This window comes from Caloranaerobacter ferrireducens (assembly GCF_001730685.1).
GTDB lineage: Bacteria > Bacillota > Clostridia > Tissierellales > Thermohalobacteraceae > Caloranaerobacter > Caloranaerobacter ferrireducens.
Genome location: NZ_MDJR01000007.1, coordinates 108,385 through 129,828 on the forward strand (window position 1 = coordinate 108,385; position 21,444 = coordinate 129,828).

Genomic DNA, 21,444 nt, shown 5'->3' on the forward strand with positions numbered 1-21,444 from the left:
CTTATATGTATTATTATTAATTTATGTTAAATAATCATAATTAAAGCACCTAGATTAAGTTAATCTAGGTGCTTAAGATATTAGAATCTAAGGTCTCTTTCACCATTCTCTATTCTTTCTAAATACTTGATTGTAGCCTTTCTTGCAGATTCTTTAGGTATTTGTTTTAAAGATTCTTCTATAGTTTTCTTTCCAAGTTCTTTTAATTCTTCATCAGCATAATCTAGTAAGAATTCTTTAAAAGTTAATAATGCATTAGGTAGACATACATTATGAATTTGTCCAGCTTTAGCTAGTGCCATGAATCTTTCGCCAGTTCTTCCTTCTCTGTAGCAAGCTGTACAGTAGCTTGGTATATAACCAGATTTACATAAACTCTTTAAAATTTCTATTGGTGATCGATGATCTTCTACTTCAAATTGAGGTTTCTCATCATCGTGATGTTTGTGCATATATTCTTCAACATAGCCTCCTACACCTGTACATGAACCTGCACTAATTTGTGATATACCAAGAGATATAACCTCGTCTCTATACTCTGGTGCTTCTCTAGTTGAAAGTATCATTCCAGTATAAGGTACAGCCAATCTAATAATTGCTACAATCTTTTTGAAATCATCATCTGAAACAAGATATGGGTAGTTATTGATATCAACACCTTCTGCAGGTCTTAATCTTGGAACAGATATTGTATGAGGACCTACACCATAAACGCTATCTAAATGTTCAGCATGCATTAGTAGTGCGATTGTTTCGTATTTATAATCATAAAGTCCATAAAGAACACCTAAGCCTACATCATCAATTCCTGCTTGAAAAGCTCTGTCCATAGCTGTTGTATGCCAGTTATAATCATGTTTAGGTCCTTTTGGATGAACTTTTTCATATGTTGGCTTATGATATGTTTCTTGGAATAAGATGTATGTTCCTATTTCAGCTTCCTTTAATCTTTTATAATTTTCTACAGTTGTAGCTGCTATATTAACATTAATTCTTCTAATACTTCCATTATCAAACTTTATTGAATAAATAGTTTTTATACAATCGATTATATAATCTAAAGTACAATTTACAGGGTCTTCACCGGCTTCTAAAGCTAGTCTCTTATGTCCTAAAGATTCTAGAACTTTAACTTCTTCCTCAAGTTCTTTCATAGTTAGTTTCTTTCTTTTAAAGCTTTTATTTGAATGTTTATATCCACAATATTCGCAGTTATTAACGCAATAGTTGCTTACATATAAAGGTGCAAAAAGAACTATTCTTTTACCATATATTGTTTCTTTAATATGTCTTGCTGTCTTGAACATTTCTTCTAGTATATCTTCATCTTCTATGTTAAGTAATACAGCCGCTTCTCTATGAGTTAACCCTTTACATGCTTTTGCTTTTTCTAGAATACTTCTAACATACTCTTTATCTTGTGCTTTTTTCTTACCGTATTCCATAGATTCAAGAATTTCAGAATGCACAATAAAATCTTCAGCTCTATATTCTTTCATTTTTAAAACCCCCTAAATATTAGAATAAATATAAAATTTATTTTGTTTCAACTTTTGTTAGTGCTGATTTAACATTTACGCCTTTTACTTTTCCAAGCTTTCCTGTCATAGCACTTATTTCATCAGAAGTTCCATCAACTATCAGAGAAATCACTGAAATATTTTTTTCTCTATACGGTACTCCCATTCTTCCAATAATAATGTTTGCAAAGTCGTGGAGTATTGAGTTTACTTTATCTACATTTTCTATATTTTCTATAACAATGCCTACAACGCCTATTCTATTTTTCATATTACACCTCCTTACGCTAAAAAAACCTTCCGTAAAATACGGAAGGTTTTTACATACACTAGTCAAAAGCCTATCTCTACCATTTATCGTACTAAGAAATGATATATAAACAAATGTCTTTAGGCACTATGAAAACGTGTTATGATTCCTTCCCCTTTTACTCGGAAAATCCTCGTAATTAGGTTGGATTTTTAATTATCCACCATGACGGAAAACCATCATAGCAGAATTATTTGTTACTATTATAACAAATATGCAGGTTGTTGTCTATATATTCGAATAATTTAACATACTGTAAAAAATTAACTTAATTACTAAAAGAACTTATTTAACATTATACATTCCATGACTATTCATATAGTCAAAAAGTTCTTTTCCATGCTGGTGTTCGTCTTGTTGTATATGTTGAAGTGCTTGCCTAATGGTTGGATTTACACATTCGAATATTACAGTATCATAAGTTCCAGATACATATTTTTCAGTAGATAATAAATCGCTGCATAAAACTTTATCTGCCTGATTATTCATAGTATTTTGTGGACTAGCTTGTTGTGTTTGACCTCCTTGAGGCATAGGCTGCTGATTTGGTTGTGGATGACTGAGATTAGGCTGCTGACCATTAAGTATTTGATTAATGATGTCATAATGATGTTGTTCTTCAGTTGCAATTTTATTAAATAATTGTTTTAATTGTGGATCTTGTGCTTGACTAGCATAATTTTGATATTTTTTTACGCAAGTTTCTTCTTGATTTCTTTGATCTTCTAAAAGCATTCTTTCTTTTTGACTAAGTTGTATTTGCATTAAATCACCTCCTTGAATTATTCTTTACAGCCTATAAAGTTATTATTCATAAATGCTGAGCGTTTAGTTTTCATATTTAATAGTGTGCTTTTGATTAAATTGTTGTAATTAATCACTATAAATATTTTTTATTTAAATAAGGTTAATTATAAAAAAAATCAATTTGTAAAAGCAATATGATTACTTTAAAATGTACGTGTTGGAAGGGTGATGCATTGTGCTAATAGATATACATATACATACAAAAGAATATTCGTCTTGTAGTGATATTGATTTAGAAGAGGCTATTGTAAAGGCAAAATCTATTGGGCTTGATGGAATTTGTATTACAGATCATGAAAGTAAAGATATAGCTGATAAAGCTATGGAATTGTCTAAGAAACATGATTTTTTAATTATAGTTGGTGTGGAGATTTTAACTTATGAAGGAGATTTGTTAGTTTTTGGTTTGGAAGAAGTTCCAAAAGAAAAAATGAGTGCAAACGAATTGATTTCATTAGTTTCAAGAGCGGGTGGTATTGCCATTAGTGCCCATCCTTATAGAGATAATGGAAGAGGTATGGGTGATAATATAAGAAAATTAGATGGGTTATCAGGGATAGAGGTTTTTAATGGTAATACAAAATTATTTCAAAATATAAAAGCTTTTGATTTAGCAAAAGAGTTAAGCATCCCTTGTTTAGGAGGTAGTGATGCTCATAGAATTGAAAGAATAGGAAGATGTGCTACTTTATTTCCAGATGGAATAAGAGATGAAAAAGATTTAATTGACGCTATTAAACACAGGAAAGTTTCACCTGTGAAATGTGTAGATATAAATAATTTTCAAGAAATTAAATGTTTAAAGGAGGCAAGGATGTGAAGAAGAGTTTATCGTTAATTTTAATCATCGTAATGATGTCTTTACTTGTTATTGGTTGTGGTACTAATAGTGAGAAAGTAACTAATACTGAAGCAAATGTAAGCACAAATTCTCTAAAAGGTACGACTATTAAGGTGTTTGCTGCTTATGGTGGCAAGGATCAGATTTTTTCAGAATTTGAAAAGGATACAGGTATAAAAGTTGAGTATTTAGGTATGTCATCAGGTGAAGTTTTAGCACGTATTAGAGCAGAAAAAGGTAAGCCGTTAGCAGATGTATGGTTTGGCGGTGGAGTAGATAGTTTTATAGCTGCTAAAAACGACGGGTTATTAGAGAAATATGTATCTAAAGAAGCGGAAAAGATTCCTGTTCAATTTAAGGATAAAGATGGATATTGGACTGGAGTTTCTTTAGTAACTGTTAACTTTATAGTTAATGAACAAATAAGTAAAGAAAAAGGTATTGAAATACCTCAAAAATGGACGGACTTACTAAAACCTGAATTCAAAGATGAGGTATTAATGTCTAATCCATCAATATCAGGTACAGCCTATACTATATTAAGCGGTATTTTACAAACAATGGGTAAAGAAGAAGGCTGGGCATTTTTAGAAGAGTTGAATAAAAACATACCGTATTATGCAAAGAGAGGTAGTGAACCTCCAAAGAAAGCAGCTTTAGGAGAAGTTATAGTTGGATTAGCTCCTGATACAGGTGAAAAGCTAAAAGCAGAGGGATATCCAATTGTATCAGTGTTTCCTAAGGATGGAACTCCATGGTGGCCATCCCCAGTAGCTATATTAAAAGGAGCTGAAAACTTAGAAGGAGCTAAGGCTTTTGTAGATTGGTGTTTATCTGAGAAGGGTCAAAGAGTATTAAGAGATAATTGTCCTAGGGTACCTACAAGAGAAGGTATAGAGTTACCTGAAGTATTGAAAGGAATTAAAGATGCTAAATTAATGAATATAGATTTTGAAGTTGCTGGAAAAGAGAGGGATTCTATTGTTGAAGAATGGAAACAAAGATTTGGCAACTAGATATTCTGGGGTATCTAAATTAGATACCCCATTTCATAATTTTTTAAGAATATCTATTTATCTACTCGTAATTGGTGGACTATTAATTTTTATACTTTGGCCTATAGTAGCTGTATTATTTGAAAGTGTTTATTATAATGGAATATTGGATTTTAGCAATTATAAACAGATATTTACAGAAAATAGGCAGTTATTAATTAATAGTTTGTTTATTGCGTTACTTTCGACTTCACTTGCCGTATTTTTAGGTTTATGTATAGCTTTATTTATAACACATTCAAATAATAGAGGGAAAAGAGTAGTTTTTTCTATATTGCTATTGACGATGATTTCGCCACCATTTGTTTCTTCATTAGCATATATAATGCTATTTGGCAAAAGAGGTATAATAACTTATAAATTACTTGGTTTATCTATAAATCCATATGGATGGCATGGTATTGTATTGATGCAGTCCATAGGGTTTACCTCTTTAGCGGCTTTACTGCTTATCGGTGTTTTAAGAGGGATTGATAGAAGTCTTGAACAAGCATCAATGGATTTGGGAGCTAGTAGTTTTCAAACATTAATTAAAGTAACTATACCATTAGCTAAGCCAGGAATTATAGCTGCTATATTGCTTGTTTTTATAAGGTCTCTTTCTGATTTTGGCACACCGATTATCATTGGAGGAGGATTTAGTGTATTAGCAACAGAGGCATATTTAAATGTTATTGGGCTTTATAATATGCCAAAGGCTGCTGCTATGAGTACATTACTTCTTTTACCTGCGTTAGTAATATTTATTGTTTATCGTTTTATTATGGGTAAGTCACAGTTTTTTTCAACAAAAACTGTTAGTGTGGGAGATCGTGAGATAAAATTATCTAGATGGATTAATATTTTTTTAGCAGTAATTACTTGGTCTTTTGTAATACTAATGGTATTAAAATATTTAACTATTTTTTATGGTGCTTTTGCTAAGACTTGGAGAGTAGATTTTTCTCTAAGTTTAAGACACGTGAAGGCGCTTAATATTAGAAAACTAAATAGTTTTATTCGCAGTCTTAAATATTCTCTGATTGCTGGGTTTTTAGGTAGTGTTGTAGGAATACTTATATCATATATTACAGAAAGAAAAAAGATTATTGGATGGCAGGCGTTAGATTTTATTGCAACATTACCATTTATGATACCAGGTACTTTTTTTGGTATAGGTTATATACTAGCTTTTCATGATTATCCTTTAGCTTTTACAGGAACAGCATTTATCGTTGTAGTCAATTGTATTTTTCGCCAGCTACCTATAGGGACAAAAGCTGGAACAGCGGTTTTAAGTCAGTTAAATCCCGAATTGGAATACAGCGCAATGGATTTAGGTGCACAAGAACTTCATGTTCTTAAAGATATTATTATGCCAGCTGTTAAGCCTGCATTTTTAGTAAGTTTTATAAATATTTTTACAGCAACAATGACGACAATTGGGTCTATTATTTTTCTTGTTTCACCTGAGTCTAAAGTTGCAACTGTAGAGATGTTTGATGCTATTAAGAATGGAGACATTGGACTTGGAGCTGTTTTTTCTAATTTGATTATTATTTCTGTATTAATAATAAATATTAGCTTTTCTTGGTTGGTTTTAAAGAAAAAGAAAAATACTTACAGTAGTAATGGGGGGACGGGGTATGTATCTACAATTGAGACAATTAACCAAAGAGTTTGATTCAATTTATGCTGTTAAAGATTTAGATTTAGACATTAATAAGGGAGAACTAGTTTCAATATTAGGACCTAGTGGGTGTGGAAAAACCACGACGTTAAAGATGATAGGTGGTTTTTTGACTCCTACTAGAGGTTCAATAATTCTTGATGATGTAGATATAACTAACTATCCTCCCAATAAAAGACCTACTTCAACTGTATTTCAAAGCTATGCTCTTTTTCCGCACATGAATGTGATTCAGAATGTAATATATGGTTTGAAATATAAAGGGATTGGCAAAAAGGAAGCTTTAGCAAAAGGAGAAAATATGCTTGAAATAGTAGGGCTAAAACATTATAGCCATAAAGATATTTCACAATTAAGTGGAGGAGAGCAACAAAGAGTTGCTTTAGCAAGAGCTCTTATTATGAATCCTAAAGTCTTATTATTAGATGAACCATTGAGTAATTTAGATGCAAAATTGAGGATTAAAATGAGGAATGAAATTAAGAATATACAGTCTCATTTAGGTATTACCATGCTGTATGTAACCCATGATCAAGAAGAGGCTCTCAGTATTTCAGATAGAATTGTAGTTATGAATAAAGGAAAAGTAGAACAAGTAGGAACACCAAAAGAAATTTACTGTCATCCTAAAAGTCAATTTGTAGCTGATTTTATAGGAAGGATTAATATAATAGAAGTTGAAAATGGAGAGAAAATTATAGTGCGGCCAGAGAATGTTAAGCTTTCTGAGTTAAGTGGAAAATATCAAGGATTAGTATTGCAGAAACAGTTTATGGGTGCATTTGTAACGTATTATGTAAAAGTTGAAAATAGTGTTATACAAGCCGATGTTTTAAGTAATGATGATAAAGAGTGGCTTGTAGGAGAAAGTGTATATTTATCGTTTTCAGATGATGCAGTAATAAAAATATAGCCCGACATAGTCAGGCTATATTTTGTTTTTCTTAGAAGTTATATCTAAATCATTAATAATATCTTCAACGTCTTCAATACCTACTGAAAGTCTAACTAATGTATCAGTTATACCTAGCTTAGCCCTAATTTCTGCTGGAATTGAAGCATGAGTCATTTTGGCAGGAACAGAAATTAAGCTTTCAACTCCACCAAGACTTTCTGCTAGTGTAATAACTTCTAAATTTGATAGTAGTTTATTTAGATATTCTTCATTAATAACTTCGAATGAAATCATTCCACCAAATTTTTTCATTTGCATGAGTTTATTTTCATTTACTTCAATACCTGGATAATATATTTTCTTAACCCATTCTTGTTCTTTAAGCCACTTAACTATTTTTTCGGCATTTTCACAGTGTCTATCCATACGTACATGTAGTGTTTTAATACCTTTAATTAAAAGCCAACTATCAAATGGTCCAAGTATTGCGCCTACTGAATTTTGAATAAAATGCATTTTATTGCCAAGTTCTTCGTTATTTACGATAACTAAACCTGCAACTAAGTCACTATGACCGCCTAGATATTTTGTAGCACTGTGAATTACAATATCTGCTCCTAGCTTAATAGGTTTTTGCAGGTATGGAGTCATAAAAGTATTATCAACAATAAGGAGCAAATTATTTTCTTTCGCTATTTTAGAAACTTGTTTAATATCTGTTAATTTCATTAGAGGGTTTGTAGGTGTTTCAATATAGATAGCTTTTGTGTTTTCTCTTATATATTTGGACATATTGTCTATATCACTAGTGTTAATGAAATCATATTCTAAACCAAAATTTTTAAAGACTTTATCTACAACTCTAAACGTTCCTCCATAAACATCGTCACTTAAAATTATATGGTCACCTGATTTAAATAACATTAAAACTGAAGATATAGCTGCCATACCAGAACTAAATGCAAAACCTCTAAAACCACCTTCTAAATCTGAAATTAATTTTTCTAAAGCTTCACGTGTTGGATTACCTGTTCTTGAGTACTCATATCCACTGTGCTGCCCAACTTTTTTTTGACGATACGTTGAAGTTTGATAAATAGGAACAGTAACCGCTCCTGTTTTTTCATCTCCATCTATACCACCATGAATTACAAGTGAGTTAAACTTCATTTTATTCCTCCTTTTCATACTTTTCTTTAAGGCCATTTAATACTTTCTTAGAATATTCTTTAGCTCCAAATAAAGACATATCTCTATAATTCCCACATTGTACTGGATTTACTGCTGGAATTTCTTTAGCTAATAGAATTTTTTCTAAAGACTTTATAAGTGCGTGTGCCACATCATTTTCACTTATTTCACTTACTATTATTAGATAAAAACCTGTTCTACATCCCATAGGAGATATGTCTACAACATTATCGAGTTCTTCTCTAATAAAACCTGCTAATAAGTGTTCTATCGCATGAACAGCTCCAGTAGGTATTGCTTCAACATTAGGCTGTGTAAATCTTAAATCAAACTTTGAAATACTATCTCCTTTAGGTGTTGTAATAACTCCACATTTTCTTACATATGGAGCTTTTACTTTAGTATGGTCTAACTTAAAGCTTTCAACAATTATATTTTCCATATTTAATAACCTCCTTTTACAGCAGATATTACCCATACGTATTTGTTCATCTTTTTTAATGAATACGAGTAATTTAATTCTTTAAATAGAACACATAAGTCATCTAATAACTCGTAATATTCAGTTTTTAAGTCATTAAGAAGATTAAAGCATTTATTTGATTCTACATATTTAAACAAGTTTTCTTTGTATTCAATAGATTCAAACATAGTATCGGCAATTACTATCTTTCCATTATTATTCAATTTTTTATCAAGATATTCTAAAGCCTTCTTCTTTTCATCATAAGTTAAATGATGAAAAGCATATGAAGTAACTATTGCATCTATTTTTTTATCTATAGGTATTGATAAAAAATGTCCATCTAAGATATCTACATTGGGTAATTTTTCTTTAGCTATTTTTCTCATTTCTTTAGATGGTTCAATTCCAACTATATTTAATTTTTTTTCATAAAGCACTTTAGTTAAATTTCCTGTTCCCACACCTATTTCAACGATTATACCGTTTTTATCTGCAATTTCATCTGATATATATTTAAGAATATCTTCATAGTTTTCGAAGACTTCTACATATTCATTATCAGTACCGTATACAGTTTCATCGTAAGATTTAGCCCATTCATCAAATAATTTATTAAAATCAGGCATTTTTGACCTCCTCTCAGATCAGAAATTAAAATATTAAGATATTTTTCGGTTTGATTAATATTATAACATAAATACATAAAAACATATAGGAATAGTAGGAATTAGTTTATCATATTTTTTCATCAGTTTCAACACTAAACCAAATTTTACCTATTGATAAATATTATATTTTTAAAAATAGTTATAGAAAAAAACTATTAGATATTAATGCTTTTTAAAAATATAATAAATATGAAAAATCCGACTAAATTGATAGGGGAAGGTGGAATAACAAATGAAAAAACTATTGTTACTTGTTTTAGTATTGAGTTTAACTTTTTCATTATTAGCTTGTAGTAATGTTAATACTAGTGTTAATAATGAAGAACAAATGAGTCAAGAGAAAATAGTTATTGGAGTTATACCAGCTCAGAATCAGGGAAAGATGAAAATTGCAATGGATAAATTGGGGAGTTATTTGAGCAATAAGTTAAATATGAATGTAGAGGTTAATGTGTATTCAGACTATAATGGTGTTGTTGAAGCTATGAATTATGGAAAGGTTGATTTGGCTTATTTCGGACCTTTAACTTATGTAATAGCTCATGAAAAAAGTAATGCAGAAGCTATAATTACGATGCTTATTAACGGTGAACCTTATTATTATTCGTACATAATAGTTCCTAATGATTCTCCATATAACAGTATCGAAGATCTTATTAAAGATGTTGAAAATATCGAGTTTGCTTTTGGAGATCCTAATTCTACTTCAGGATGTTTAATTCCAAGTATTAAGTTTAAGGAACTTGGTGTGTTTAGAAGTGAAACAGATTATGATTTTAAAAATGTAGTTTATACTGGCAGTCACGATGCAACAGCAAAAGCTATAGAAAATAAAAAAATAGATGCTGGAGCTATAGATAGTGCAATATTTGAAATAATGAAGAAAAACAAGGTGATAGATGCAAGTAAATTCAAAGTTATTTGGAAGTCTGATAAGTTATTTCAGTATCCTTGGGCAGTAAAAAACAATTTTCCTATAGAATTAAAAGAAAAGCTTATAGAAGCATTTTTAGAAATTAAGGACCAAGAAATATTAGATGTATTTGGAGCTAATGGATTTACTAGAGCCAATGATAAAGATTATGAACCAATAAGAAAAGCTGCAAAAGAAGCAGGAAGGATATAACAAAATCTTCGATTTAAATAAATTAAGGTAGATTTTGTTGAAATCCATTGCGGAAATTATATTCAAAATTATCCACAAATCAATGCAGTTTATAACGACTCTGGCATGCAAACATGCCAGACAAAGTTTCAGTAAAATCAACATTAAATTTTAAAAATATAAGATTTTATTATAATTTCCTATGGATTATAAAAAAGAGGGATTAAGTATGATAAGGCATTTTAATTTTAATAGAAAATATATTATAACAGTTATTATTATATTAGTTTTGATTTGGAGTGCAGTGGGTACAGAATTTAACCCACTGCTTTTTAGAGATTTAGGAAATACTGTCGATTTTATTAAAAAAAGCTTCTTAAGACCTGAGTGGAGTATATTACCTATAGTTATTAAAGAATCTATTACTACTATACAAATTGCAATAATGGGTACTTTTTTAGCTATATTTATTGCACTGCCATTAAGTTTTTTAGCAGCATTTAATACTACTCCTAACTTATTTTTATTTAATTTAACAAGAAGTTTTCTAAGTTTTCTTCGCTCAGTTCCTGAAGTAGTTTTTGCTCTTATATTTGTACCTACAGTTAGCTTAGGTCCGTTTGCTGGAGTATTAGCGTTAACTATTCACAATATAGGAGTTCTAGGTAAGATGATATCAGAAATTATTGAAGCTGCAGACATAGGACCTCAAGAAGCAGTAAAATCTACAGGTGCCGATAATTATGCTGTTATTATTTATGGTATATTACCACAAATAGTTCCAATTATTTTATCAAATGCATTTTATAGATTAGAAGTTAGTGTAAGGTCATCTTTAGTATTAGGCTTAGTTGGGGCAGGCGGAATTGGACAACTTTTGAGTATTCATTTTAGGATTTTTCAATATAATAAGGTAGCAGTAGATGTAATAGTCATTATGATAATGGTAGTTATAATTGATTATTTAGGAGGATATATAAGACAAAGGGTGATATAATGCAGCTAGAAATAAAAAATTTATTTAAAAGGTATGGTGCTAATCAAGATTACGCTATAAAAGATATATCTTTATCGATAGAAAAAGGCGAATTTGTTAGCGTACTTGGATTAAGTGGGTCGGGTAAATCTACATTAATTAGATGTATTAACCGTTTAATAGAACCTACTTCAGGGAGTATTTTTTTTAATGGGGAAGATGTACTTAAGTTCAATAAAAGAAAGTTAAAAAAATATAGGCAAAGGGTAGGAATGATATTTCAGAATTACAATCTAATTGATAGATTAGATGTAATAACTAATGTATTAGTAGGAAGATTTGGGTATAAGTCATTTGTTGAAATTTTAAGTAAAAAATTTAATGAAAAAGAAATAGAAATGGCGAAAATAGCATTGAAAACAGTAGAATTAGAAAAATATATGAATGTGAAAGTTAGAGATTTAAGCGGAGGGCAACAGCAGAGAGTAGGTATAGCAAGGGCACTAGTTCAAGAGCCAGATATAATATTAGGAGATGAGCCTGTTTCTAGCTTAGATCCAATAACTTCTGTATTTGTAATGGAGTTATTAAAAAAGATTAACAAAGAAGAAAATATTACGATGATTATAAACCTTCATAGTATTGAATTGGCAAAAAGATTTTCAACACGCATAATAGGTATAAATAAAGGTAAGATAGTATTTGATGGACCTCCAGAACAATTAGATGAAGAAAGGGTAAAATGTATATATCTCAGGAAAGATTAAAATTATTTAGTAGTTATATTATTAAAGTGTTTATATTAATGTATGATAAAATTAAATATATTATAAATAATTTGAATCATATATACTTGCTTTGATTTCAATAAAGTAGGTGAATATAGTGAATAAGAGGATTCTTATAGCTGATGATGAAAAAAATATGATATGGGCTCTTAAAAGAGCATTAGGCAAGGAAGGATACGATATTATAACAGCAGAAAATGGTAAGAAGGCAGTTGAAGTTTTCATAGAAAAAGAGCCTAGTTTAGTATTGCTTGATTTAAAAATGCCAGAAATGGATGGTATTGAAGCTTTAAGAATAATTAAAGAATATAATGCTAAAATACCAGTTATCATTTTAACAGCTCATGGTACTACACAAACGGCAGTAGAAGCTATGAAAATAGGAGCATTAGACTATATAACAAAACCTTTTGATATAGATGAATTGAAAATAGTGATTAAAAAGGCACTTGACTATAAAAATTTAAATGATGAAGTTAATTATTTGAAAGAAAAAATAAAGGAAAATACTGAAAGGATAATATATAAGAGTAATAAAATGAAAGCAGTTTTAGATATAGTACATAAAGTTGCTCCGACTGATGCCACAGTTCTAATATTAGGTGAGAGTGGTACAGGTAAAGAATTGATAGCAAATGCAATTCATGAGTATAGTAAAAGAAAAAATGGTCCATTTGTTAAGATAAATTGTACAGCATTGCCAGAAGGCTTATTAGAAAGTGAATTATTCGGCTATGAAAAGGGAGCTTTTACTGGGGCTATATCTCGTAAATTAGGAAAATTTGATAGGGCACAGGGAGGAACAATATTTTTAGATGAAATAGGTGAGATAAGCCCTGCTATGCAAGTGAAGTTATTAAGAGTTTTACAAGAAAGAGAATTTGAAAGGGTTGGAGGAACGCAGACTATTAAGATTGATACTAGGATAATAGCTGCAACTAATAGAGATTTAAGAAAAATGGTTGAGGAGAATAAATTTAGAGAAGATTTGTATTATAGACTAAATGTTATACCTATTTATGTACCTCCTTTAAGAGACAGAAAAGAGGATATACCAGTGCTTGTAGATTATTTTATTGAAAAGTATTCACGCCAAATGGGTAAACGCAAAATGGGAATAAGTATGAAAGTTTTAGATAAATTTATGCAATATGATTGGAAAGGAAATATTAGAGAATTGCAAAATGTAATAGAGAGATGTGTAATTCTTTCATCAGGAGAAGAAATAGAAGAAAATATACTACCTGATGAGATTAAACGAAAAGAAAATCTTGCTAATACTTATTTTAGTTTACCTGACGAAGGGATTTCATTAGAAGAAGTTGAAAGAAGTTTAATTTTACAAGCATTAGAAAAAACAAATTTCAATCAAACAAAAGCTGCAAAGTTACTAGGAATTACTAGACATACATTATTATATAGAATGGAGAAATATAATTTGAAAGGATAAATTAAACCTCGCTCTTTATGGGCGAGGATTTTTGCTAGTGTTAGAGATTGTGTATTATATCACACATATTAAATATGGATTTTGTAGGATATAACACAATTAAATAAATAGATGCCTGTAATATTCGATTAAATAATTTGGCATGTTATTTGCACAAATTATAAATAGAGAATATATATAAGGAGATATAAGGAGGATTAACCATGAAAAAGTGGTTTGAAAGATTATTAAAAAAAATTGAAGAGGCAAATAGAAAGAATTTTGGAACTGGAAGAATGGATTGCTGTGAATTAAATAAAAAAGGTAATAACGAAAGAAAAAAGTGACATCAATAGACAGATGTCACTTTTTTTCTAATCTATATCTATAATTTCTATTTTAGAAAGAAGATTTTCTTTCTAAATATTTTATAATAATTTTACTTATTAAAAAGGTTAAAGGAAATAGTATAAAAAGTTGAATAACAGGTATTAAACCTATATTTGTGTTTGGGAATAGTGGCATTTTGCTACTATAACTCCATCTTCCTGTATATAGAGCGCTAATTTCAAAATAAAAGCTTAAAGATATAGCATACAATCCGATGATAATAAACTCTTTAAAACTCCATTTTTTAATTATCCAATTAATATCATGATTTACTAATACTAATAATCCATACAATATTAATGTCATAACTATGTCGCCAAAAGTTGCACTTGCCATTAATCTTGAGTGGCTACTAAGATTAGTTACAGTATAAAAAATTCCACATTGCCAATATTCCCAAGTATATTGGAATAGAAAAGAAATGATTGTTACAACTATGATATTTCGAATAAGTTTTCTCATAGAGTAACCCTCCTTTAGATTATTTATAAAATTATTATATATTAATAAACAAATGGACGGAAGATAAATTTGCTGATAGAGCAAAACTTTGATTTTTAAACAAAGTAGATTTTATTGTAATACATGAGATAAATTATAGTATTAATTTCATAATTTCTTCACAAGTGAGTTATATAATGAACATAACAAGAGGTAGAAAAGGAGGATGCTGAATGGATATATTTACAAGATTAAAATCAATTTTTAATGCAAAGGCTAATGCATTACTAGATGAAATAGAGAACCCAGAGGAAGCATTGGAGTTTTCACTTAAAGAAATGAGAGAACAAATTAGAAAAATTAAAAAGTCATTTTTAGAAGTTGCAACAATAAAAAAGAAGCTAGAGAGTGAACTTGAAGACATAAAAGGTAAAATTAGGCTAGCAGATGAGCAGGCTGAATTATCAATATCATTAGGACGTGAGGATTTAGCAAAAGCTGCATTAGAGAAGAAACAAGATTTAATAGAACAACAGAATAAAATAACTTTAGATATACAACAGATACAGGAAAAATTAAGACTAATTAGACAGAATAAAGAACAACTAGAAACACGTATTAAACAATTGGAAACTAAAAAAGAAGAGTTAATTGCAATGAATCGTGCGGCAGATGCACAAATAACAGTTAAGGAAATAATTACAGGAATTTCTAAAGATATAACAGAAATTAATGAACGAATAACAAGAGCAGAAAATAAAATCAGAGAAAAAAATGCAAAAGTATCTGCAATGAATGAACTTATTGAACTAGAGAATTTTGATAGATTAGATGAACTAGACGATTTAGAACAAGAATTAAAGAAAGTTCAAAGAGATGAGAGAATAAAACAAGAATTAGAAAATTTAAAACTAAGGTTAAAAAAAGGAGATGCTGAATAATGGGTTGTGGTGGATATAGAGGATTATTTAGAGTATTTGATTATTATGAGCATTCAAGAAGATATAGTACATGTAATCCAGATAGTTACAATCACTATAAACAAGACGATACAGATGAAAAATTAATGCTTTTAAAGAAAATGTACGCTGAAGGTCTTATCGATGATAAAGACTACAGTAGATATAAACAGAGAATATATGAGAGGACTATAACTTTTGATGAGTTAGTAGATATACGAATAAAACGGATGAATTCGAAAAATGGAGAAACAGATGAAAATACGAATAATATTAGTCAACAAAAAAACAAATATAAATACAAGATAGACAAATTAAAAGAGTCTAAAGAAAAAATACAAAATGTCCAGAAAAAACTATCATTAAGATTAGAAGAATTAAAAAAAGAAAAAGAAAGAATAGAAACTTTAGCAGAAACTATGGTTAGAGCAAGTGAAGATACTGCTGAAGAATATATTCGTATAAAACTAAATATTGAAGAAAATATACAGAACTTAGAAAAACGAAAAAACGAGTTGCAAAAGGAATTAGATGAAATAGATAATATGATTAAAACTTTAGAAACAAAAGAATTGGAGTTAGAAGCATTAAAATTAAAAGATGAAATATTAAATTTAAAAATAGATTTAGACAAATGAAAAGGAGGTATTTAATATGAAATTAAATAAAAAAATTACTTGGTCTTTGATTTCAATATTAATAATAACATTAGCAGCTGGGGCAATAGCTCTCGCAGATACATGGCAATATTTTATATTTAGAGGAGCAATGGATGGGTATAGATATAATACCGCTAGAGGGTATGGATGGAATAATGGATATAACAGTGTACCAGGCATGATGAACATGATGGGTACGCCAGGAATGATGGGTATATCAAATGGTTTTCTAAATAATGTAGATAATATAAATGAGAAGATGACATTAGATGAGATTAAGAAAAATATAAATAATTATTTAAAGAATTATGACGAAAATTTAGAGATAGGTGACATATTTGTATTTGCAGATACAGAATATTATGTATCAATAGAAGAAAAGGCTACAGGAAAAGGTGCTATGGAATTATTAGTTAACCCATATACAGGATATATATATCCTGAACCAGGGCCAAATATGATGTGGAATGAAAAATATGGTATGCATGGTCGATTTGGTTTTGGAATGATGGGATTTGGAATGTGGAACTATAGTAATAGAAATTTAAATATACAAAATATAAAAAAGATTGATAGGAACAAAGCTGTAAAAATTGCAGATGAATATGTAAAAAACTTCATAAATAAAGATTTTTCTGTAGTGAATGAAGGGCATGAATTTTATGGATATTATACATTCCATGTTAATAAAGATAAGCAGACTGTAGGTATGTTAAGTGTGAATTATTATACAGGTGATGTATGGTATCATACATGGCATGGACAATTGGAAAAAGTAATATCAGTACATGAAGAAAAATAGGAGGGATGATTATGATGATGGGTTTTGGCATGGGCTGCGGAGGAATTTTAGGTATATTTCTATTAGGTATAGCTGTATACTTCATATTTAGATATGCAAATGAAAGAAAGTACTATGGGAACTATGATAAAAGTGATGCTTTGGAAATACTAAAAGAACGATATGCAAAAGGTGAAATTACAGAAGAGGAATATGAAAGAAAGAAGAAAATGTTAATTGATTAATAAGATGGAGGGATTTATATGTGGCATATGTATGGATATGGATTTAATTATGCATGGCTCTGGATGCTCGGTTTTAGTTTAATAAAAATATTGGCAGTTATAGGGCTTGTAATATTGTTTATTAGATTAATTAATAGGGATAGAATAGATAGTTACAAACATTCCAGTAAAGCTATGGAAATATTAAAGGAAAAATATGCAAAAGGAGAAATTAGTGAAGAAGAATATAAACATAAAAAGAAAATTTTAAGATCTTAACTAACATAATGTCCAGTATTGAAAAATACTGGACATTATAGTATTCTTGTATAAAGAAAAAAGGTCAATGGTAGAGGTGTTATTATGGAATTACTGAAAAGAAATATCCTATTAGTTGATGATGAAGAGCAGATAATAAGTGTTGTAAGGGCTTATTTAGAAAGAGAAGGTTATAATGTATTTACTGCATATAATGGAAAAGAGGCTTTAGATGTATTTAATAAAGAATCAATAGATTTTATAGTGCTTGATTTAATGTTACCTGATTTACCAGGAGAAGAAGTTTGTAAAAAAATAAGAATTAAGTCAGAAGTTCCAATACTCATGTTGACTGCTAAAGTTAATGAAAGAGATAGAATAAATGGATTAGATATAGGTGCAGATGATTATATGATAAAGCCATTTAGCCCAAAAGAACTTGTAGCACGAGTAAGGGCGATATTAAGAAGAACTGGTAAGGAGTTTATAAAAGCTGATGTAATTGAGTTTAACAATGGAGATTTAATAATTGACATTAATAAAATGGAAGTTAAAAAGCGTGGAAAATTAATAAAATTGACACCAAAAGAATTTAGATTGCTAACAGTATTAGCTAAGAATCTAGGAAAAGTATTTACTAGGGAAGAACTTATAAATAAAGTATTAGGATATGATTATGATGGATATGACAGAACTATTGATGCTCATATAAAAAATCTTAGACACAAAATAGAAGATGAAGAAAATAAATATATTATAACAGTATACGGAGTTGGATATAAATTTTTGGAGGATTAAAGATGTTTCGAAAACTGAGGACAAGATTAATATTAATTATTTTAGGAGCAACTTTTTTTTCTATAATATTAGTAAGCATAATAACAAATATAACTCTATTTAAGAAATTTGATATATATATGAAAGATGAACTGACAAATAGAGTTAATGAAATTATCGAACTGGTTAAATATACTTATTCAATAGATAATAAATGGACTGAAAAGAACCTGAATAATATCAGTAAGTCACCTCTTATAAACGGTTTTGACATAGCGATTAAAGACCTTGATGGTAATATTATTTTTACACATTATATGGAATCGGATATGCTTCAGATGCATAATGAGATGATGCAAAAAATGGGATATCATATGATGCACAGAATGGATGAATTTATGATGCGAGGTCCAATAAGAGCAAAAAATTATGTTACTAAAAGTTTTATTATAGAAGTTAATGGTAAAAATGTTGGAATAGTTGAGCTTGGCTATTATGGACCATTTTTAGTATCTGAAAGAGAGTTAGAATTTGCAAGAGGAATAAATAATTCAATTATTTATGCTGCAGTAATATCTTTATTTATCGCATTTATACTAGGGATTTATTCTTCTAAGATTATTTCAAAACCTATTCTGAAAATAACAAGAGCAGCTAATGATATACGAAGAGGTAATTTGGATACTAAAGTTTTAATATCTAATAACATAACAGAACTGCAAGAACTTTCAAAATCAATAAACCATCTTGCAGAATCTTTAAAAGAGCAGGAAGTACTAAGGAAAAGATTAACTGCAGATATATCACATGAGTTAAGAACACCTTTAACTATATTACAAAGTCATATTGAAGCAATAAGTGATGGTATATGGAAACCTACACAAGAAAAACTAGATATTTGTAAGAATGAAGTCATAAGACTTATTAAACTAGTAGAGCAACTAAAATACCTAACAGATATAGAAAAACATAAAATTACATTAGAAATTGAAAGAATTAATTTGTCTAAATTATTAAATGAAATTGTAGAGAGTTTTAGATATCAATTTCAAAGTAAAAATATTAAACTGAATAGTTTAATTAAAGAAAATGTTTATATAAATGCTGATAAAGATAAGGTAAGTCAAATAATTATTAATATACTTTCTAATGCTTTGAAATTTACAAATCCAGAAGGACTAGTAGATGTTGCTTTGGAAGAAAATGAAGAAAAGGTAAATATAATTATTAAAGATACGGGAATAGGAATACCTAAAGAAGATATATCTTATATATTTGAGAGATTCTATAGAAGTGATAAATCTAGAAGTAGAAAAACTGGTGGTGCAGGTATTGGTTTAACTATAGCTAAAACACTTGTTGAAGCTCATAATGGAAGAATAAAAGTTGAAAGTGAGTTAGGTAAGGGCAGTAAGTTTACTGTAATATTTTATAAAGATTTTAAATAAAAAAATTAGTCTTAGAATTTATGTTTTACTACAATTAGTGTGTAGGATTTCATACATGCATTAAAAAAATGATTACTGGTAATTTTTGTGATTACCAGTTTTTTTGAGAACTTTATAAGATAGATTTAATAGACTTATTAAAATTCAATATCTTATTGGTATGAAAATTGCAGATAATATTACATATACTTCTTTATTAAGGAAGTGATGTTAATAATTTTATTTGCATATTTTGCTTTGGGTATAATTGTTTATTTTCTATTATCAATAGATAAAGAATATAAATTTAGTAAACATAAAGCAAAGTGTATATATTGTAAAAAAGGAGAATTAAAATGAAGAGATTTAATAAAAAAGAAATAATGGACATTATATTTATTAGTACAAGCATTGTGATTATAACAATGCTTCACTATTCAATTATACCAGATAGATGGGATATACATGATTTTCATAGGAGATTATTTTATATTCCTATAATAATTTCTTCATTTAAATTCAGATTAAAGGGAGGCTTATTTACATCAATAATAGTTTCTATTTTATATGGTACACCTTTAATTTTTCCAGAGATATTATCATTAGAGAAAATAAATATGTCTATTTTAAATCATTTTTTAGAAATAATTATGTTTGTTTTTATAGGTACAGTTACTGGATTTTTAGTTGAAGCAGATTTTAAAAAGAAAAAGATATTAGAGATACAAATTAGAAAATTGACCGATCTTGAAAATTTTACCCAAAATATATTAGATAGTATAACTAATGTTCTTATAGCAGTTGATAAAGATTTAAAAATACAATTGATAAATAAAGAAGGAAGAAAATTGTTAGATTTAGATGAAACATGCATAGGGAAGGGATTAGATATTTTATTTGTAGAGTATGATAAAATTGAAAAAATACTAAAAGATGTGCTGACTTTTGATAAAAAAATGAACATTGTTACTAAGTGTAATTCAAAAGATAAAACTAATATTTATGTAAAATTATTTGCTTATCCATTGCATAATATCCTAAATAAAATAGAGGGAGTTGTTATTGTACTTGAGGACATTTCGGAGATTAGGAAATTGGAAAATCAAGTCAGAAGAGCAGAAAAACTATCAGCAATTGGGCAACTTGCGTCTGGTATTGCTCATGAAATAAGGAATCCATTAGGGATTATAAAGACTATATCTCAGACAGTAATTAAAGATATAGAAGATACTGAAATAAAAGAGGGGCTTGAAATTATAGTTCATGAAGTAGATAGAGCTAATATGGTGATTAAAGGATTGTTGGATTTTGCTAAACCTAATGTAAATCAGATTAAAATCCAAAGCATAGATAAACTTATAAAAGAAGTAATTATGCTTACTAAAAAGTATGCTCAACAACATGGTGTTAAAATTATTTATACGTCTAAAGTAGATATAGAAATATTAATAGATTCAGAAAAAATAAAACAAGCTTTTATAAATGTTATATTCAATTCTGTGCAAGCAATGCCTGAAGGAGGTTGTTTAAACATAAGTTTAAATATAAAAGATGATTGGGTTAAGGTATCATTTGAAGATAATGGAACAGGTATACAGAGAAATGAACTTGAAAAAATATTTGAACCATTTTATACAACTAAAGATACTGGAACTGGGCTTGGATTAGCTATAACTCACAGAATTATTGACGAACATGATGGATATATTGAAGTTTCTAGCAAACCAGGAACTGGTACAATATTTGATGTTTTTCTACCAATAAAAGGTATAAATTCTAATTGATAAGGCTATCTCGATAGAGATAGC

At 28.9% G+C, this 21,444-nt stretch carries 24 protein-coding genes; 17 read left to right on the plus strand and 7 right to left on the minus strand.

Annotated features, from left to right (window positions below):
• Nucleotides 1–80 precede the first annotated feature (80 nt).
• The 3 genes from hydG to BFN48_RS10445 all read right to left on the minus strand — a co-directional run bounded on the left by hydG (nucleotide 81) and on the right by BFN48_RS10445 (nucleotide 2,595).
• The gene (hydG, locus tag BFN48_RS10435; protein WP_069650837.1) at nucleotides 81–1,499 is read right to left on the minus strand and encodes a [FeFe] hydrogenase H-cluster radical SAM maturase HydG; all 1,419 of its coding nucleotides are present in this window, start codon (nucleotides 1,497–1,499) and stop codon (nucleotides 81–83) included.
• 37 nt (nucleotides 1,500–1,536) lie between these two features.
• The gene (locus tag BFN48_RS10440; RefSeq protein ID WP_069650838.1) at nucleotides 1,537–1,791 is read right to left on the minus strand and encodes a TM1266 family iron-only hydrogenase system putative regulator; all 255 of its coding nucleotides are present in this window, start codon (nucleotides 1,789–1,791) and stop codon (nucleotides 1,537–1,539) included.
• Nucleotides 1,792–2,115: 324 nt separating this feature from the next.
• Complete coding sequence (locus BFN48_RS10445; protein WP_069650839.1) at nucleotides 2,116–2,595, minus strand: spore coat protein; 480 nt, start codon at nucleotides 2,593–2,595, stop codon at nucleotides 2,116–2,118.
• Nucleotides 2,596–2,812: 217 nt separating this feature from the next.
• Here BFN48_RS10445 and BFN48_RS10450 point away from each other — a divergent pair, with 217 nt between their 5' ends.
• Genes BFN48_RS10450 through BFN48_RS10465 form a run of 4 tightly spaced genes read left to right on the plus strand, consistent with a single transcriptional unit; the run spans nucleotide 2,813 to nucleotide 7,115 of the window.
• The gene (locus tag BFN48_RS10450; protein ID WP_069650840.1) at nucleotides 2,813–3,457 is read left to right on the plus strand and encodes a PHP-associated domain-containing protein; all 645 of its coding nucleotides are present in this window, start codon (nucleotides 2,813–2,815) and stop codon (nucleotides 3,455–3,457) included.
• On the plus strand, nucleotides 3,454–4,494 hold the full coding sequence (locus BFN48_RS10455) for an ABC transporter substrate-binding protein (protein WP_069650841.1): 1,041 nt from the start codon (nucleotides 3,454–3,456) through the stop codon (nucleotides 4,492–4,494). Before BFN48_RS10450 ends, BFN48_RS10455 begins: the two co-directional genes overlap by 4 nt.
• Complete coding sequence (locus BFN48_RS10460) at nucleotides 4,460–6,196, plus strand: ABC transporter permease (RefSeq protein ID WP_069650842.1); 1,737 nt, start codon at nucleotides 4,460–4,462, stop codon at nucleotides 6,194–6,196. Before BFN48_RS10455 ends, BFN48_RS10460 begins: the two co-directional genes overlap by 35 nt.
• On the plus strand, nucleotides 6,159–7,115 hold the full coding sequence (locus BFN48_RS10465) for an ABC transporter ATP-binding protein (RefSeq protein ID WP_069650843.1): 957 nt from the start codon (nucleotides 6,159–6,161) through the stop codon (nucleotides 7,113–7,115). Before BFN48_RS10460 ends, BFN48_RS10465 begins: the two co-directional genes overlap by 38 nt.
• A gap of 15 nt (nucleotides 7,116–7,130) precedes the next feature.
• Here the strand turns inward: BFN48_RS10465 and BFN48_RS10470 are convergent, their stop codons facing one another.
• From BFN48_RS10470 to BFN48_RS10480, 3 genes are read right to left on the minus strand one after another with little or no spacing between them, the layout of a single operon-like run.
• A complete protein-coding gene (locus BFN48_RS10470) occupies nucleotides 7,131–8,267 on the minus strand; it encodes a bifunctional cystathionine gamma-lyase/homocysteine desulfhydrase (protein WP_069650844.1) in 1,137 nt (378 codons plus the stop codon).
• A 1-nt stretch (nucleotide 8,268) separates the two neighbouring features.
• Nucleotides 8,269–8,730: an S-ribosylhomocysteine lyase gene (locus tag BFN48_RS10475; protein WP_069650845.1), complete on the minus strand. Its 462-nt coding sequence runs from the start codon at nucleotides 8,728–8,730 to the stop codon at nucleotides 8,269–8,271.
• Nucleotides 8,731–8,732: 2 nt separating this feature from the next.
• Nucleotides 8,733–9,380, minus strand: coding sequence for a class I SAM-dependent methyltransferase (locus tag BFN48_RS10480; protein ID WP_069650846.1), 648 nt, complete (start codon nucleotides 9,378–9,380; stop codon nucleotides 8,733–8,735).
• A gap of 274 nt (nucleotides 9,381–9,654) precedes the next feature.
• On the opposite strand from BFN48_RS10480, the gene phnD reads away from it, so the two are divergent.
• The 5 genes from phnD to BFN48_RS12840 all read left to right on the plus strand — a co-directional run bounded on the left by phnD (nucleotide 9,655) and on the right by BFN48_RS12840 (nucleotide 14,067).
• The gene (gene phnD / locus BFN48_RS10485) at nucleotides 9,655–10,548 is read left to right on the plus strand and encodes a phosphate/phosphite/phosphonate ABC transporter substrate-binding protein (RefSeq protein WP_069650847.1); all 894 of its coding nucleotides are present in this window, start codon (nucleotides 9,655–9,657) and stop codon (nucleotides 10,546–10,548) included.
• A gap of 208 nt (nucleotides 10,549–10,756) precedes the next feature.
• Entirely contained in the window at nucleotides 10,757–11,524 is a 768-nt protein-coding gene (phnE, locus tag BFN48_RS10490) for a phosphonate ABC transporter, permease protein PhnE (protein WP_069650848.1), read from the plus strand.
• A complete protein-coding gene (phnC, locus tag BFN48_RS10495) occupies nucleotides 11,524–12,270 on the plus strand; it encodes a phosphonate ABC transporter ATP-binding protein (protein ID WP_069650849.1) in 747 nt (248 codons plus the stop codon). The genes phnE and phnC overlap by 1 nt, the downstream gene beginning before the upstream one ends.
• Before the next feature lie 118 nt (nucleotides 12,271–12,388).
• A complete protein-coding gene (locus BFN48_RS10500; RefSeq protein ID WP_083238902.1) occupies nucleotides 12,389–13,741 on the plus strand; it encodes a sigma-54-dependent transcriptional regulator in 1,353 nt (450 codons plus the stop codon).
• A 203-nt stretch (nucleotides 13,742–13,944) separates the two neighbouring features.
• Nucleotides 13,945–14,067: an LDCC motif putative metal-binding protein gene (locus BFN48_RS12840; RefSeq protein ID WP_278287336.1), complete on the plus strand. Its 123-nt coding sequence runs from the start codon at nucleotides 13,945–13,947 to the stop codon at nucleotides 14,065–14,067.
• A 52-nt stretch (nucleotides 14,068–14,119) separates the two neighbouring features.
• Here BFN48_RS12840 and BFN48_RS10505 read toward each other — a convergent pair whose 3' ends face one another.
• Entirely contained in the window at nucleotides 14,120–14,572 is a 453-nt protein-coding gene (locus BFN48_RS10505; protein WP_069650850.1) for a hypothetical protein, read from the minus strand.
• Nucleotides 14,573–14,784: 212 nt separating this feature from the next.
• Here BFN48_RS10505 and BFN48_RS10510 point away from each other — a divergent pair, with 212 nt between their 5' ends.
• From BFN48_RS10510 to BFN48_RS10545, 8 genes are all read left to right on the plus strand, one after another.
• Nucleotides 14,785–15,492: a PspA/IM30 family protein gene (locus BFN48_RS10510; RefSeq protein ID WP_069650851.1), complete on the plus strand. Its 708-nt coding sequence runs from the start codon at nucleotides 14,785–14,787 to the stop codon at nucleotides 15,490–15,492.
• Entirely contained in the window at nucleotides 15,492–16,148 is a 657-nt protein-coding gene (locus BFN48_RS10515) for a coiled-coil domain-containing protein (RefSeq protein ID WP_069650852.1), read from the plus strand. The genes BFN48_RS10510 and BFN48_RS10515 overlap by 1 nt, the downstream gene beginning before the upstream one ends.
• A gap of 16 nt (nucleotides 16,149–16,164) precedes the next feature.
• Nucleotides 16,165–16,971: a hypothetical protein gene (locus tag BFN48_RS10520; RefSeq protein WP_083238903.1), complete on the plus strand. Its 807-nt coding sequence runs from the start codon at nucleotides 16,165–16,167 to the stop codon at nucleotides 16,969–16,971.
• A gap of 11 nt (nucleotides 16,972–16,982) precedes the next feature.
• A complete protein-coding gene (locus tag BFN48_RS12845) occupies nucleotides 16,983–17,195 on the plus strand; it encodes an SHOCT domain-containing protein (protein ID WP_278287337.1) in 213 nt (70 codons plus the stop codon).
• A gap of 18 nt (nucleotides 17,196–17,213) precedes the next feature.
• Nucleotides 17,214–17,453, plus strand: coding sequence for an SHOCT domain-containing protein (locus BFN48_RS10530; RefSeq protein ID WP_069650854.1), 240 nt, complete (start codon nucleotides 17,214–17,216; stop codon nucleotides 17,451–17,453).
• An 84-nt stretch (nucleotides 17,454–17,537) separates the two neighbouring features.
• Nucleotides 17,538–18,230, plus strand: a complete 693-nt coding sequence (locus tag BFN48_RS10535) for a response regulator transcription factor (RefSeq protein ID WP_069650855.1) — start codon at nucleotides 17,538–17,540, stop codon at nucleotides 18,228–18,230.
• A gap of 2 nt (nucleotides 18,231–18,232) precedes the next feature.
• Complete coding sequence (locus tag BFN48_RS10540) at nucleotides 18,233–19,657, plus strand: sensor histidine kinase (protein ID WP_069650856.1); 1,425 nt, start codon at nucleotides 18,233–18,235, stop codon at nucleotides 19,655–19,657.
• A 335-nt stretch (nucleotides 19,658–19,992) separates the two neighbouring features.
• Nucleotides 19,993–21,420: a two-component system sensor histidine kinase NtrB gene (locus BFN48_RS10545; RefSeq protein WP_069650857.1), complete on the plus strand. Its 1,428-nt coding sequence runs from the start codon at nucleotides 19,993–19,995 to the stop codon at nucleotides 21,418–21,420.
• The last annotated feature ends 24 nt before the right edge of the window (nucleotides 21,421–21,444 follow it).

What these genes read in the sequence shown, in the direction of transcription:
- hydG (WP_069650837.1), bottom strand. Translation starts at nt 1,499, where the DNA reads ATGAAAGAATATAGAGCTGAAGATTTTATTGTGCATTCTGAAATTCTT.
- BFN48_RS10440 (WP_069650838.1), bottom strand. Translation starts at nt 1,791, where the DNA reads ATGAAAAATAGAATAGGCGTTGTAGGCATTGTTATAGAAAATATAGAA.
- BFN48_RS10445 (WP_069650839.1), bottom strand. Translation starts at nt 2,595, where the DNA reads ATGCAAATACAACTTAGTCAAAAAGAAAGAATGCTTTTAGAAGATCAA.
- BFN48_RS10465 (WP_069650843.1), top strand. Translation starts at nt 6,159, where the DNA reads ATGTATCTACAATTGAGACAATTAACCAAAGAGTTTGATTCAATTTAT.
- BFN48_RS10470 (WP_069650844.1), bottom strand. Translation starts at nt 8,267, where the DNA reads ATGAAGTTTAACTCACTTGTAATTCATGGTGGTATAGATGGAGATGAA.
- BFN48_RS10475 (WP_069650845.1), bottom strand. Translation starts at nt 8,730, where the DNA reads ATGGAAAATATAATTGTTGAAAGCTTTAAGTTAGACCATACTAAAGTA.
- BFN48_RS10480 (WP_069650846.1), bottom strand. Translation starts at nt 9,380, where the DNA reads ATGCCTGATTTTAATAAATTATTTGATGAATGGGCTAAATCTTACGAT.
- phnD (WP_069650847.1), top strand. Translation starts at nt 9,655, where the DNA reads ATGAAAAAACTATTGTTACTTGTTTTAGTATTGAGTTTAACTTTTTCA.
- phnE (WP_069650848.1), top strand. Translation starts at nt 10,757, where the DNA reads ATGATAAGGCATTTTAATTTTAATAGAAAATATATTATAACAGTTATT.
- phnC (WP_069650849.1), top strand. Translation starts at nt 11,524, where the DNA reads ATGCAGCTAGAAATAAAAAATTTATTTAAAAGGTATGGTGCTAATCAA.
- BFN48_RS12840 (WP_278287336.1), top strand. Translation starts at nt 13,945, where the DNA reads ATGAAAAAGTGGTTTGAAAGATTATTAAAAAAAATTGAAGAGGCAAAT.
- BFN48_RS10505 (WP_069650850.1), bottom strand. Translation starts at nt 14,572, where the DNA reads ATGAGAAAACTTATTCGAAATATCATAGTTGTAACAATCATTTCTTTT.
- BFN48_RS10510 (WP_069650851.1), top strand. Translation starts at nt 14,785, where the DNA reads ATGGATATATTTACAAGATTAAAATCAATTTTTAATGCAAAGGCTAAT.
- BFN48_RS10515 (WP_069650852.1), top strand. Translation starts at nt 15,492, where the DNA reads ATGGGTTGTGGTGGATATAGAGGATTATTTAGAGTATTTGATTATTAT.
- BFN48_RS10520 (WP_083238903.1), top strand. Translation starts at nt 16,165, where the DNA reads ATGAAATTAAATAAAAAAATTACTTGGTCTTTGATTTCAATATTAATA.
- BFN48_RS12845 (WP_278287337.1), top strand. Translation starts at nt 16,983, where the DNA reads ATGATGATGGGTTTTGGCATGGGCTGCGGAGGAATTTTAGGTATATTT.
- BFN48_RS10530 (WP_069650854.1), top strand. Translation starts at nt 17,214, where the DNA reads ATGTGGCATATGTATGGATATGGATTTAATTATGCATGGCTCTGGATG.
- BFN48_RS10535 (WP_069650855.1), top strand. Translation starts at nt 17,538, where the DNA reads ATGGAATTACTGAAAAGAAATATCCTATTAGTTGATGATGAAGAGCAG.
- BFN48_RS10540 (WP_069650856.1), top strand. Translation starts at nt 18,233, where the DNA reads ATGTTTCGAAAACTGAGGACAAGATTAATATTAATTATTTTAGGAGCA.
- BFN48_RS10545 (WP_069650857.1), top strand. Translation starts at nt 19,993, where the DNA reads ATGAAGAGATTTAATAAAAAAGAAATAATGGACATTATATTTATTAGT.